Below are 13,092 nucleotides of genomic sequence, written 5' to 3' on the forward strand. Positions count from 1 at the left end.
GATGGCCCAGTCCGAGTGTGTGAAGCTCACCGACCGGCCCGAGTGGACGGCCCTCGCCGACCACCGCGCCGAGGGCCGGCCGAGGCTGCGCGAGCTGTTCGCGGCGGACCCCGGCCGCGCCGAGCGGTATGCCGTACGGGCCGGTGACCTGTACATCGACTACAGCAAGCATCTGATCACCGACGAGACCCTGGCCCTGCTCCAGGAACTCGCCACCGCCACCGGCGTGTTCGCGCTGCGTGACGCCATGTTCCGCGGCGAGCGGATCAACGTCACCGAGAACCGGGCCGTGCTGCACACCGCGCTGCGCGCCGCCCGGGACGCGGTGGTCGAGGTCGACGGCGAGAACGTCGTCCCGAAGGTGCACGCCGTCCTCGACAGGATGGCCGGCTTCGCCGACCGGGTCCGCTCGGGCGAGTGGACCGGCCACACCGGCAGGCGGATCAGGAACGTCGTCAACATCGGCATCGGCGGCTCCGACCTCGGCCCCGCCATGGCCTACGAGGTGCTGCGCCCGTACACGGCACGGGAGTTGACGTTCCGGTTCGTGTCCAACGTCGACGGCGCCGACCTGCACGAGGCCACCCGTGACCTGGATCCGGCGGAGACCCTGTTCATCGTCGCGTCCAAGACGTTCACCACGATCGAGACGATCACCAACGCCACCTCCGCACGCACATGGCTGCTCGACGGGCTGGGCGGCGACGAGAAGGCGGTCGCCAGGCACTTCGTGGCGCTGTCCACCAACGCCGAGAAGGTCACCGGCTTCGGCATCGACCCGGACAACATGTTCGAGTTCTGGGACTGGGTCGGCGGGCGCTACTCGTACGACTCGGCGATCGGGCTGTCCCTGATGATCGCCATCGGCCCGGAGCGGTTCCGGGAGATGCTCGACGGCTTCCGGCTGATGGACGAGCACTTCCGCACCGCCCCCGCCGAGGCCAACGCCCCGCTGCTGCTGGGCCTGCTGGGCATCTGGTACGGCAACTTCCACGACGCCCAGTCGCACGCGGTGCTGCCGTACAGCCACTACCTGTCGAAGTTCACCGCCTACCTCCAGCAGCTGGACATGGAGTCCAACGGCAAGTCGGTGCAGCGCGACGGCGAGCCGGTGCGGTGGCAGACCGGGCCGGTCGTGTGGGGCACCCCCGGCACCAACGGGCAGCACGCCTACTACCAGTTGATCCACCAGGGCACCAAGCTGATCCCGGCGGACTTCATCGGCTTCGCCCGCCCCGTCGACGAGCTGAGCGGGGAACTCAAGGCCCAGCACGACCTGTTGATGGCCAACTTCTTCGCCCAGACCCAGGCGCTCGCCTTCGGCAAGAGTGCCGAGGAGGTGCGTGCGGAGGGCGTGCCCGAGGAGCAGGTGGCGCACCGCACCTTCCCGGGCGACCACCCCACCACCACGATCCTCGCGGGCTCGCTGACCCCGTCCGTGCTCGGCCAGCTGATCGCCCTCTACGAGCACAAGGTGTTCGTGCAGGGCGCGGTGTGGAACATCGACTCCTTCGACCAGTGGGGCGTGGAACTCGGCAAGGTCCTCGCCAAGCGGGTCGAACCGGCCCTCACCGAGGGTGCGGACGTACCCGGTCTCGACCCCTCCACCACGGCCCTCGTCGCCGCCTACCGCACTCTCAAGAACACTCAGGAAGTGAACTGATCATGCAGCTCGGTCTCATCGGTCTCGGCAAGATGGGCGGCAACATGCGCGAGCGGATCCGCCGCGCCGGCCACACCGTCATCGGCTACGACCGCAACCCCGAGGTCTCCGACGTCAAGTCCCTCGCCGAACTGGTCGAGAAGCTGGACGCGCCCCGCCATGTGTGGGTGATGGTGCCGGCCGGCACCGCCACGCAGACCGTCGTCGACGAACTGGGCGACCTGCTGCAGCCCGGCGACACGGTGATCGACGGCGGCAACTCCCGCTGGACGGACGACGAGAAGCACGCCGCCGCCCTCGGCATCAAGGGCATCGGCTTCGTCGACGCCGGTGTCTCCGGCGGGGTGTGGGGTCTGCAGAACGGCTACGCCCTCATGGTCGGCGGCGACAAGCAGCACGTGGAGCCGCTGCAGCCGATCTTCGACGCGCTCAAGCCGGAGGGCCCGTACGGCTATGTCCACGCGGGCCGGGTCGGTGCCGGGCACTTCTCCAAGATGGTCCACAACGGCATCGAGTACGCCATGATGCAGGCGTACGCCGAGGGCTGGGAGCTGCTGGAGAAGGTGCACTCGGTGGAGAACGTCCGCGAGGTGTTCCGCTCCTGGCAGGAAGGGACGGTCATCCGGTCCTGGCTCCTCGACCTCGCGGTCAACGCCCTGGACGAGGACGAGCACCTGGAGAAACTGCGCGGCTACGCGGAGGACTCCGGCGAGGGCCGCTGGACGGTGGAGGCGGCGATCGACAACGCCGTACCGCTCCCGGCGATCACGGCCTCCCTCTTCGCCCGGTTCGCCTCCCGGCAGGACGACTCGCCGCAGATGAAGATGATCGCGGCGCTGCGCAACCAGTTCGGCGGCCACGCGGTCGAGAAGAAGGACTGACCCGCCGTGGCCGACCTCCTGCTGGTCCGCCACGGTGAGACGGAGTGGAGCCGGTCGGGACAGCACACCAGCTGGACCGACCTGCCCCTGACCGGGCACGGTGAGGAACAGGCCAAGTCCCTCGCCCCGCTCCTCACCGGCCGGACCTACGCCCTCGTGCTGTCCAGCCCGCTGGGCCGCGCGCTGCGCACCGCCGAACTGGCGGGCCTGACCGGGGTGGTGCCCGAGCCGGGCCTGCACGAGTGGGACTACGGCGGCTACGAGGGTGTCACCACCGCCGACATCCACCGCACCCGCCCCGACTGGGACCTGTGGACCGACGGGGTGCCGCCCGGCCCCGCCGGGCACCCCGGCGAGTCGCCGCAGCAGGTCGGCGCCCGCGCCGACCGGGTGCTGGCCCGCGTCGAGCCGGCGCTCGCCGGGGACGACGGGGACGTGGTCCTCGTCGCCCACGCCCACTTCCTGCGGGTGCTCACCGCCCGCCGGCTGGGCCTGCCGCCCGCCGAGGGCCGGCTGTTCCAGCTGGCCACGGGCACGGTCAGCCGGCTCTCCACCGAGCACGGCCGGCCTGTGATCACCGAGTGGAACAGACGGCCGTGACGGCCCGCGACCGCGGCCCGGTTCACCTCGGGTGAGCCGGGCCGCGGTCGTAGCCGGGGTCGCGGGCGGCGCACGGACTGTGAGGAACATCCCGGTCACCGCCCCGGGCGCCGCTTCTACAATCTCCGGCACGCACAGCGAGCGTGCCGCCCCGGCGGCCACCGGCCCGAAGGACAGCGATGACCAGCGTCGAAGAGCCCGTACGCCCCGCGGGACGGGTGCGCGACGCGGCCCGCACCAAGGCGGAGATCCTCGACGTGGCCACGCAGGAGTTCGCCCGGGCCGGATACGACGGCGCCCGGGTGGACGAGATAGCGGCCCGCACCCGCACCACCAAGCGGATGATCTACTACTACTTCGGCGGCAAGGAACAGCTGTTCACGGCCGTGCTGGAGCGGGCGTACGGAGCGCTCCGCGAGGCCGAGCGGCAGCTGGACGTCGAGCATCCGGACCCGGTCGCCGCGATCCGGCGCCTCGCCGAGCTGACCTTCGACCACCACGAGCGGCACCCGGACTTCGTCCGCCTGGTCAGTATCGAGAACATCCGTGGCGCCGGGCACATCGCGGCCTCCGGGAAGCTCGGCAGGCTCGGTTCACCGGCCCTGGAGGTGAGCCGCCGGATCCTCGCCGCGGGGCAGGAGTCCGGACTGTTCAGGGCCGATGTGGACGCGGTCGACCTGCACGCGGTGATCAGCTCGTTCTGCTTCTTCCGGGTCACCGGCCGGCACACCTTCGGCGCGCTGTTCGGCCGGGACCTGGTGGACCCCGCGCAGCGGGGCCACTACCGGGCCATGCTCGGCGACCTGGTGGTCGCCTATCTGACGGCGGTGCGGGCGGCGGGCTGACTGCCTTGCCCCCGTTCACCGGACCGGGACCACCGCCGCGTCGAGGAGCGGGCCGAGTTCCCGTACGGCCGTGGTGAGGGGAGCCGTGTCCTGTGCGGCGCGGGCCAGCAGGATCGCCCCCTCCAGGGTGCTGATCATCAGCGTGGCGAGGGACGCCGCACGGGCCGCGGGTACGCCCAGGTCCGTCAGGGCGTCGGCGAGCGGGTTCCGCCACAGGGCGAACGCGGCGGCCACGGCCTCGCGGGTCGAGCCGCCGGCGGAGGCGCACTCGACCGTGGCGGCGGCCACCGGACAGCCAGCCGCGAAGCCGTCCGCCGCGTACTCGTCGGTCCACTGCGCGGCCATCGCCGCGAACAGACCGCTCGGCGTCGGCTCCTCCAGTCCCGCCAGAAAGCGTGCGATGCGCTTGCCCGCGTACCGTCCGGCCCATGCGACCGCCTCGTTGACCAGCTGTTCCTTCCCGCCCGGGAAGTAGTGCTGGAGCGAGCCGCGCGGTGCGCCGGCGTGCGCGGCGACCTCGCGCAGACCGGTCGCGGCCACTCCGTCGCGGCGGATGAGCTGGGCGGCGCTGAAGACCATCCGCTCCCGCGGCCCCCGTCGCGCCTCGCTCATCGCGGCCCTCCGTTCCTCACGACGCCACTCTATGACCGGTGTCATAACGGCCGCTACTATGACAGCGGTCATAGTCGGCTCCGGAAGCAGAGGGAGGTCCCCGTGCGCGTCGGCTTCATCGGTCTCGGGGTGATGGGCCTGCCCATGGCGCAGCGCCTGGTGTCCGCCGGCACTCCCCTGGTGGTCTGGAACCGGACCCCGGAACGCGCCGCGCCCCTGCGCGCGGCCGGCGCCTCGGTCGCCGCGGACGCCGACGAGGTGTTCGCACGCTCCGGCGCGGTGCTGATGATGCTCGCCGACGAGGCCGCGGTGGATGCCGTACTCGGGCGTGGCACCCGCGCGTTCGCCGCACGGGTCGCGGGGCGCACCGTCGTCCACATGGGCACCACGTCCCCCGAGTACTCCCATGCCCTGGAGGCGGACGTCCGGGCCGCCGGCGGCCGGTACGTCGAGGCGCCCGTCTCCGGGTCCCGGGTACCGGCGCAGGAGGGCCGGCTGGTGGCGATGCTCGCCGGGGAGGCGGACGCCGTGGACGCCGTACGGCCGCTGCTCGCGCCGCTGTGCCGGGAGACGTTCGTGTGCGGTCCCGCGCCCGGCGCCCTGCTGATGAAGCTGTCCGTGAACCTGTTCCTGATCACGCTGGTGACCGGGCTGACCGAGGCGTTCCACTTCGCCGAGCGCCAGGGCCTGGACCGGCGGCTGTTCCTGGAGGTCCTCGACGCGGGGCCCATGGCCAGCGCGGTCTCCCGGATGAAGGCGCCCAAACTGTATGAGCGCGACTTCTCGGTGCAGGCGGCCTCGCTGGACGTCCTGAAGAACAACCGGCTCATCGCCGGGGCGGCGCGCAGGGCCCGGCTGGCCTCACCGCTCCTCGACGTGTGCCACACCCTGTTCGCGGAGACGGTGGCGCAGGGGTACGGCGGCGAGGACATGGTGGCGGTGCTGCGCACGATCGAGGCCCGGACCGCCGGCGCGTCGTAGCCGGCCGGCGCGGGTCAGCGCTTCGGTACGCCGTAGACCCGGTCGACGTGCAGGCGCACCACGAGGCGCCGGTCGCGGACCATCGCGGCCCGGTAGTCGTCCCAGTCCGGGTGCTCGCCGAGCACGTCCCGGTAGAGCCGGATCAGTTCCTCGACGGTGTCGTCGTGCGGGTCCCGGGCGACCGGGGACAGCTCGGCCGCACCCTCGGCGACCGTGTACGCCCAGCGGTCGGCGCTGGTGACGTGGTAGGAGGCGCGGGGGTCGCGGCGCAGGTTGCGGGTCTTGGCGCGGTCGTCGGTGACCGAGATGCGGATCAGCCGCTCGCCGGGGTAGTAGGCGTGGCTGACGTTGGACAGCTGGGGGCGGCCGTCGCGCTTGAGGGTGACCAGCACCCCGCCGTGGCCGTCGGAGAGGAGGTCGAGCAGCGCGTCCTGTGCCGGTTCCTGGGGTTCCTGGGTCATGACTGGGTCAACCCCCCGGCGCCCACCGGGCATTCCCGCCACCGGGAGATGCGGTAGACACTGTCTACGATGGGTGGTAGACAGTGTCTATGACTGAGTCCGACAACGGTGACGACGCCTTCGGCGCGCTGCTCGATGCGGTGCCGGTGGCCCGCCTGGGCGCGGAGGGCGACCGGTGAACCGGCGGTGGACGCTGGCGAGCAGTGTGGCGGGCGCGGTGGTCGTCGCGCTGGACGGTACGGTCCTCACGGTCGCGCAGCCGCGGCTGCAGAGGGACCTGGGCGCGTCGTTCGCCGAGGTGCAGTGGACCAGTACGGCGTATCTCGTCGTGGTGGCGAGCCTGCTGGTGTTCGCGGGGCGGCTCGGTGACCGGTACGGGCAGCGGCGGGTGTTCGCGCTCGGCCTGCTGGGGTTCGGGGCGGCGTCGGCGGCGATCGGTGCCGCGCCGTCGGTGGGCTGGGTGATCGGACTGCGGGCGGTGCAGGGGGTGTTCGGGGCGCTGTTGCAGCCGGCCACGCTGGGCATGCTGCGGGCCGCGTTCCCGCCGGACCGGCTGGCCGGGCCGCTCGCCGTGCGGACGGCCGCGATCGGGCTGGCGGCGGCTGCGGGGCCGCTGGTGGGCGGGGCGCTGGTGACGACCCTGGGCTGGCGGGCGGTGTTCTTCGTCAACGTGCTGCCCGCGCTGGTCTTCGCCCTGCCGGCGCTGCTGCGGCCGGGGCCGCCCGCCGGGGGCTCCCGGACGCCGCTGGACGTGCCGGGTGCCGTGCTGCTCGCGGTGTCCCTGGGCTGCCTGGTGCACGCGCTGACCGCGCGGCCCGTCTCCGGGGCGGGCCTCGCCGTCGCCGCGGTCACCGCCGCCGTCCTCGTGCGGCACGAACGGCGTACGGAGCGCCCGCTGCTGCCGGCCGCGGTCATCGGTTCGCGGGCGGTCGGGGCGGCGCTGGGGGTGCTGGTGGTCGTGTCGGCGGCGCTGTTCGGCGCCCTGTTCGTGGCCGCCTATGTGCTGCAACGCCGGCTCGGCCTCGACCCGTTGGGCAGCTCCCTGCGGAGTCTCCCCCTGGCGGTGCTGATGGTGGCGTCCGCCGCGCTGTGCCCGGTGCTGCTGCGCCGGTTCGGGGCACGCATGACGACGGCGGCGGCGACGGCCCTCCTGGCGCTCGGTGTCCTCGTGCTGTCCCGGGCCACCTCCATACCGGCGCTCGGCTGCGCGTTCGCCCTGCTGGGCGCGGGGTTCGGCACGGTGATGGTGGCGGCCACCCAGGTCGTCGTACGGCGCGCGGAGGTGGCGGTGGCCGGAGTGGCGGGCGGACTGCAGCAGACGGCGCTGAACGTCGGCCCGGCCGTCGGCGTGGCCACGGCGACCGCCCTCATCGGCACCGGGACCGGTCGGGCACTGCTGACCCTGGCGGCCGTGGCGGCACTCGGCGTGCCCCTGGCCTGCGCGCTGCCCCGAACCGAGCAGGACCGTCCCGCGCCCGGGACCGACAGCGGCTGCCCGCAGCCCGGGGCTGACGGCGGCCGTCCGTCGCCGTTGACCGAAACCCCCTGCCCGCGGCCCGCCACCGAGAACCACCACCTGATGCCCAAGACCTGACGCGACGCCGCCTTGCCCGGGGGGTCGGCGGTGGTTCTTCTGTGTCCAGGGCCGTCGGCGATCGCCCGCTGTCCGGGAAGACGGCGGGCGGGCGCCGGCGGACAGCGCCGGTGGGCGCGTGCCGCCCCGGGCGGAGGGCGTCGTGCCGGTCGAGGCGGGCGGGGGTGCTGCTGCGGGACGATGAGGGGCGGGTGCTTCCGGCGGGCGGCCGGGGCGGCGCGGACGAGGCGACCGGAGGAGAGCGATGGCACAGCTGCGGCAGGAGACCGACCCGGGTGAGGCGGGGCTGGACGCCAAGGCGCTGGACCGGCTGGACCGGCATGTCGCCCACTACGTCGACCAGGGGCGGCTGCCCGGCTTTCTGGTGGCCCTGTCCCGCGGCGGCCGGGTCGCCCACCTCACCACGTACGGCCGGCGCGATGTCGCGGCCGGCCTGCCGGTCGAGGCGGACACCCTGTGGCGCATCTACTCGATGACCAAGCCGGTCACCGCGGTCGCCGTGCTGCTGCTGGCGGAGGAGGGCGGGCTGTCCCTGGACGACCCGCTGGAGCGCCATCTGCCCGCGTTCGCCGACCCGGTGGTGTACGAGGGCGGTGCGGGCGCCGAGCCGCGCACCCGCCCGGCCGCCGGCCCGATCCTGATCCGGCATCTGCTCACCCACACCGCGGGCCTGACCTTCGGTTTCTACTACCGGCACCCGGTCGACGCCCTGTACCGCGAGGCCGGCCTGGAATACTCGGTGCCACCGGGCAAGGACCTCGCCGAGACGGTCGAGGTGTACGCGCGCATGCCGTTGCAGTTCAATCCCGGCACGCAGTGGAACTACTCGGTCGCCTCCAACGTGCTGGGCCGGGTCGTCGAGGTGGTGTCCGGGCAGCCCCTGGACGCGTTCTTCGCCGAGCGGATCCTGCGTCCGCTCGGCATGACCGACACCGGTTTCCACATCGGGCCCCAACAGGCCGAGCGGCTGGCCGAGTTGTACGGCGAGACGGACGAGGGCGGGATCGAGCCGGTGCCGGGTCTGCCGGTGCGCGGCCGGCCGCGGTTCCTGTCCGGCAGCGGCGGCCTGGTCTCCTCCGCGTACGACTTCCACCGCTTCCTGGAGATGCTGCGCCGGGGCGGCGAACTGGACGGTGTCCGGCTGCTGTCCGCGGACAGCGTCGCGCGGATGACCCGCAATCAGCTGCCCGGCGGCGCGACGCTGCGGTCCTTCGGCGCACCCGTCCACCAGGAGCCCGGCAACGACGGGCTCGGCTTCGGCTTCAACGTGTCGGTGGTGACCGACCCGTCCCGCACCCTGGCCCCGTCCGCCCTCGGCACATACGGCTGGACGGGTGTGGCCACGACCGCGTTCTGGGTCGATCCGGCCCATGAGCTGACCGTGCAGTTCATGTCGCAGGTACGCCCGAAGACGCTGAAGATCTTCCCGGAGCTGCGGCGGCTCGTGCACGAGGCGCTGGCGGACTGAGAGCCGGGCGCCACCCGCCCGGCACGGCGGCCCGGAACCGCGCCCGCCGCCGTCTCCCGCGGGGAGGGGCGGCGGGCCGCGCGATCTCGCGTCAGGAGCCGTGCGCGACGGCGTCCAGATGGGGCAGGATGTGGTCCATCCGCTCCCGTTTCGTGCGCAGATAGGTGATGTTGCTCTCGCACGGCTCGATCAGCAGCGGCACCTGCTCGGCGACCTGGATGCCGTGCCGGACCAGCGCCTCCCGCTTGCGCGGGTTGTTGGACATCAGGCGTACCGAGCGCACCCCGAGGTCGCGCAGGATCCCGGCCGCGACGCCGTAGTCGCGGGCGTCCACGGGCAGGCCGAGCGCGAGGTTCGCCTCCACCGTGTCCAGGCCCTCCGCCTGCAGGGCCATCGCGCGCAGCTTGGCGAGCAGTCCGATCCCGCGGCCCTCGTGGCCCCGCAGGTAGACGACGATCCCGCTGCCCTCGGCGGCCACCGCGCGCAGGGCGGCCTCCAGCTGGTCGCCGCACTCGCAGTGCCGGGAGCCGAACGCGTCCCCGGTCAGGCACTCGGAGTGCAGCCGGACCAGCACGTTCTCGGTGCCGATGTCGCCGTACACCAGGGCCACTTGCTCGTCACCGCGGTCGTGGTCCAGGTAGCCGATCGCCTGGAACGGCCCGTACACGGTGGGCAGGGGTGCGTTCACGACGCGTTCCACGCCCGAACGCCGCGAGGACTTCTTGCCGAGTACGCCGAGGTTGGCGCCGGTGGTTTCTGTCATGATCTATTCCTAAGCAGAGACGAAAGGCCGTGAAAAGATGAGTGGTTCGGGCGCGCGTGCGGCGGCAGGCGGGGGGACGTACGACGTGGCGAACGGCGTGGTTCCGACGGACACCACGGAAGACGTACGGACCCGGGGGGCGGGCGTTTCAGCACAGGTCGCCGTCCTTCCCGTCGGGAGCTTCGAACAGCACGGTCCGTTCCTTCCGCTGGCGACCGACACGCTCATCGCCTGTGCCGTGGCGCGGGAGATCGCCGCCGCGTACCCGGTGCACCTCCTTCCTCCGGTGACGGTCTCCTGCTCGCACGAGCACGCGGGCTGGCCGGGGACCGTCAGCATCTCCTCCGTGACCCTCCACGCGGTGGTCCGGGACATCGCGGCGTCGCTGCGCCGCTCGGGCGTCGACGCACTGGTCGTGGTCAACGGGCACGGCGGCAACTACGTGCTGGGCAACGTCGTCCAGGAGGCCTCCGCGCGCGGTGAGCGGATGGCGCTGTTCCCGGCCGCCGAGGACTGGGAGACGGCGCGGCAGCGGGCGGGGGTGCGCACCTCGCTGCTCACCGACATGCACGCGGGAGAAATCGAGACCTCGATTCTGCTGCACGCTCACCCCGAATTCGTCCGCCCTGGTTACGAGTCCGCCGATTTCACCGCTGACGATCGTCGTCATCTGCTCACCGTGGGAATGTCCGCCTATACCGAATCGGGCGTCATCGGCCGTCCTTCGCTGGGGTCGGCGGAAAAGGGAAAGGAACTGCTGGCGAGCCTGACGGAATCCTTCGCACCGTATTTCGCGTTGCTCACCTCGGCGGAGGGGCGCGGGTAGTCCGCGGTCGCGCCCGGGGGGCGCAGGCCGGCGTACCAGCGCGCGGCCAGGACCACGGCGCCGGGCAGGCTCGCCACGAAGCTCAGCACGCCGTACACGACGGCGACGGCGACACCGGTGCTCGCGCCGAGTCCGGCGGCGCCGAACGCCCAGGCGGTCACGCCCTCGCGCGGTCCGAAGCCGCCGACGTTCAGCGGCAGGCCCATGGCGACCAGGGCGAGGACCGCGATCGGGACCAGCACCGCGACGGGGGCGGCACAGCCGGCGACCCGGGCCGCCACGACGAACATCGCCAGGTGCCCGGCCAGGACGAGGGCGGAGGACAGGGCGATGCCCGGTCCGCCGCTACGGGACAGCAGGCCCCGGCGTGCCTCGCCGAGGGCGGTGTGCAGGGCCCCCGCCCGGCGCGAGGGCGCGCGGTTCAGACGGACGGCGAGGCCGACGGCGAGCGCGCCGGCCGCCGCGAGGGCCACCAGCGGGGCGAAGTCGCGGGCCTCGGCGCGCACCGGGGACGGCAGGGCCGGCAGCACCGCCGCGGCGAACACGGCCAGCGCGATCTGCCCGGCGACGCGTTCCAGTACGACGGCCTTCACTCCGCGCCGCAGGTCACCGGCGCTCTGTCCGTGCCGGACCGCCCGGTGCACATCGCCCAGGATCCCGCCGGGCAGCGCCGCGTTCAGGAACAGCGCCCGGTAGTAGTCGGCGACGGCGGGCCCCAGGGGCAGCCGGATGCGCAGGCCGCGGGCCACCAGCTGCCAGCGCCAGGCGCTCAGCACGGTGGTGGCGACGCCGATGCCCAGCGCGGCCAGCACCGTCACCGTGTCGATCCGGCGCAGCCCGTCGAGGAGCACACCGGTGCCCAGCCGCCACAGCAGGAAGCCGAGGAGGACGACGCCGGCGACGCTGCCCACGTGCGTACGGAGGGCACGGAGTCCGCGACGGCGGGGGCCGAGGGGCTGCGCGGCATGCGTCCCGGCCGCGCTCCCGCCGGACGGCGGTTCCGTGCCCGGGGGCGAGGACGGTACCGGGAGCCGGGTGCCGGCCGCGCGGGCGGGTGCGGGTGCCGCGGCCGTGCCCGCGCTCCGCACCCGCGCGTGAACCGTGCCGGTGCCGCAAGCCCTCGCGTCCGCCGGGCCGGTGGGCGTCACGCGCGCGTGGGCTGCGGACCCGGTGAGCCGGGGCTCCGCCTGCGCCGCCGCCGACCGCGGGGTCATGAGATGCCGCCCGTCGGCCGGGGCAGGGCCAGCAGGTCGCTGTGGTGGACCACGACCCGCAACTCACCGGCGGCGCAGGCGGCGAGCCGGTCCCGCAGATAGCGCTCGGCACGGTCGCGCAGCTCGGGCCGCTGTTCCACGGCGGCGCCGACCCAGCCGCGCAGCCACTGCTCGGTGAGCGCCGCCTCCTCGGGGCCGAGCCGCCACGGGCTCGGATGCACCCGTACGCCGGCCCCCCGCTCTGCGAACGCCTCGCAGGCCGCCGTGACCGCGTCGGGGCCGAGCAGCCCGGCGCGCCGCTGGTGGGCGTTGAACGCCTCGGTGATCTCCGCGTCCAGCGGGTCGGCCGGGGTGAGTTCGACGCGGCCGGCGACGGACAGCGTGAGCAGCGCGGGGCAGCCGGCCCCCGCACAGGCGTCGGCGAGGGTGACGACCTCCTCGCGGGTGAGGACGTCGAGCAGCGCGGACGCGGTGACCAGGGAGGCGCCGGCCAGCGCGTCCGGGGTGAGCCGGGCCACGTCGCCGCGCCGGGTCTCGACGGTGACGCCGCTGCCGTCGGCGGCGGCGCGCGGGGAGCCGACGGCGGCGAAGTGCAGCAGGTAGGGGTCGTGGTCGTGCAGGACCCAGTGCTGTGCTCCGTCCAGGCGGGGTGCGAGCCAGCGGCCCATCGAGCCGGTGCCGCAGCCCAGGTCGTGCACGGTCAGCGTGCCGGTGCGGGCGGACGGGTCCGCCAGCCGGTTCCGCAACGGTTCCAGCAGCTCCTGTGCGCGGGCGGCGGCGTCGGCCCCTTCCCTGAGCCGCAGCCATTCGGGCGCGTACCGGGGCGGCTCCTCGGGCTCGCTCGCCCGCAGCCGCACGGTGGCCCGCTCACCGGAACGCCCCACGGGCCCGGCCCCGGCGACGACCGCGCCCTCCTCACCGCGTCCCCCGTCACCGACAGCACCGCCAAACGCCCCGGCAGCCGTCGCCCCGTCGGGCACGCCGTACGCCCCGCCTCCGGCGACGACCGGCCCACCGGAATCCCCGGTACGTCGCGCCGCCCCGTGGGCCACACCGCTCTCCCCGTCCCCGGCGACGGCCCGGCCGGCCGAGTCCCCGGTGTCTCCGGCCGACTCGAAGACACCGTCCGTGTCAGGACCGGTCTCCAGCACCGGTTCCGCCTCGTCCCGCGCCCCGCGGGCCGC

General features: G+C 73.7%; 12 protein-coding genes and 1 pseudogene. 8 read left to right on the forward strand and 5 right to left on the reverse strand.

Features of this window, described 5'->3' with window-relative positions; all coding sequences use genetic code 11:
* Position 1 precedes the first annotated feature (1 nt).
* The 4 genes from pgi to ABT171_RS33845 all read left to right on the forward strand — a co-directional run bounded on the left by pgi (position 2) and on the right by ABT171_RS33845 (position 3,989).
* Positions 2 to 1,663 carry a glucose-6-phosphate isomerase gene (pgi, locus tag ABT171_RS33830; RefSeq protein WP_351250223.1) on the forward strand — a complete coding sequence of 554 codons (1,662 nt, stop codon included), beginning with the start codon at positions 2 to 4 and terminating at the stop codon, positions 1,661 to 1,663.
* 2 nt (positions 1,664 to 1,665) lie between these two features.
* Positions 1,666 to 2,544 (forward strand): phosphogluconate dehydrogenase (NAD(+)-dependent, decarboxylating), encoded by an 879-nt coding sequence (gene gnd, locus ABT171_RS33835; protein ID WP_351250224.1) that lies wholly within the window; start codon positions 1,666 to 1,668, stop codon positions 2,542 to 2,544.
* A 6-nt stretch (positions 2,545 to 2,550) separates the two neighbouring features.
* Positions 2,551 to 3,144 carry a histidine phosphatase family protein gene (locus ABT171_RS33840; protein WP_351250225.1) on the forward strand — a complete coding sequence of 198 codons (594 nt, stop codon included), beginning with the start codon at positions 2,551 to 2,553 and terminating at the stop codon, positions 3,142 to 3,144.
* Between the two features lie 179 nt (positions 3,145 to 3,323).
* Positions 3,324 to 3,989, forward strand: coding sequence for a TetR/AcrR family transcriptional regulator (locus ABT171_RS33845; RefSeq protein WP_351250226.1), 666 nt, complete (start codon positions 3,324 to 3,326; stop codon positions 3,987 to 3,989).
* A gap of 15 nt (positions 3,990 to 4,004) precedes the next feature.
* On the opposite strand, the gene ABT171_RS33850 is transcribed toward ABT171_RS33845, so the two are convergent.
* Positions 4,005 to 4,601, reverse strand: a complete 597-nt coding sequence (locus tag ABT171_RS33850) for a TetR/AcrR family transcriptional regulator (protein WP_351250227.1) — start codon at positions 4,599 to 4,601, stop codon at positions 4,005 to 4,007.
* A gap of 102 nt (positions 4,602 to 4,703) precedes the next feature.
* On the opposite strand from ABT171_RS33850, the gene ABT171_RS33855 reads away from it, so the two are divergent.
* Positions 4,704 to 5,582: an NAD(P)-dependent oxidoreductase gene (locus ABT171_RS33855; RefSeq protein ID WP_351250228.1), complete on the forward strand. Its 879-nt coding sequence runs from the start codon at positions 4,704 to 4,706 to the stop codon at positions 5,580 to 5,582.
* 14 nt (positions 5,583 to 5,596) lie between these two features.
* Here ABT171_RS33855 and ABT171_RS33860 read toward each other — a convergent pair whose 3' ends face one another.
* Entirely contained in the window at positions 5,597 to 6,043 is a 447-nt protein-coding gene (locus ABT171_RS33860) for a PPOX class F420-dependent oxidoreductase (protein WP_351250229.1), read from the reverse strand.
* A 175-nt stretch (positions 6,044 to 6,218) separates the two neighbouring features.
* Here ABT171_RS33860 and ABT171_RS33865 point away from each other — a divergent pair, with 175 nt between their 5' ends.
* Together ABT171_RS33865 and ABT171_RS33870 are read left to right on the forward strand one after the other, a co-directional pair.
* Positions 6,219 to 7,637 (forward strand): MFS transporter, encoded by a 1,419-nt coding sequence (locus tag ABT171_RS33865; RefSeq protein ID WP_351250230.1) that lies wholly within the window; start codon positions 6,219 to 6,221, stop codon positions 7,635 to 7,637.
* A gap of 244 nt (positions 7,638 to 7,881) precedes the next feature.
* Entirely contained in the window at positions 7,882 to 9,105 is a 1,224-nt protein-coding gene (locus ABT171_RS33870) for a serine hydrolase domain-containing protein (protein ID WP_351250231.1), read from the forward strand.
* A 91-nt stretch (positions 9,106 to 9,196) separates the two neighbouring features.
* Here the strand turns inward: ABT171_RS33870 and ribA are convergent, their stop codons facing one another.
* Positions 9,197 to 9,868, reverse strand: coding sequence for a GTP cyclohydrolase II (gene ribA / locus ABT171_RS33875; RefSeq protein ID WP_351250232.1), 672 nt, complete (start codon positions 9,866 to 9,868; stop codon positions 9,197 to 9,199).
* 37 nt (positions 9,869 to 9,905) lie between these two features.
* On the opposite strand from ribA, the gene ABT171_RS33880 reads away from it, so the two are divergent.
* Positions 9,906 to 10,694 carry a creatininase family protein gene (locus tag ABT171_RS33880; RefSeq protein ID WP_351250233.1) on the forward strand — a complete coding sequence of 263 codons (789 nt, stop codon included), beginning with the start codon at positions 9,906 to 9,908 and terminating at the stop codon, positions 10,692 to 10,694.
* A gap of 119 nt (positions 10,695 to 10,813) precedes the next feature.
* Here ABT171_RS33880 and ABT171_RS33885 read toward each other — a convergent pair.
* Both ABT171_RS33885 and ABT171_RS33890 read right to left on the reverse strand, forming a co-directional pair.
* Positions 10,814 to 11,908, reverse strand: a pseudogene (locus tag ABT171_RS33885) (lysylphosphatidylglycerol synthase transmembrane domain-containing protein); the annotation flags it as partial.
* Complete coding sequence (locus ABT171_RS33890) at positions 11,905 to 12,792, reverse strand: class I SAM-dependent methyltransferase (RefSeq protein ID WP_351250289.1); 888 nt, start codon at positions 12,790 to 12,792, stop codon at positions 11,905 to 11,907. The gene ABT171_RS33890 and the pseudogene ABT171_RS33885, both read right to left, overlap by 4 nt.
* Between the last annotated feature and the right edge of the window lie 300 nt (positions 12,793 to 13,092).

Source organism: Streptomyces sp. NPDC001851 (genome assembly GCF_040297165.1).
Classification (GTDB): Bacteria; Actinomycetota; Actinomycetes; order Streptomycetales; family Streptomycetaceae; genus Streptomyces.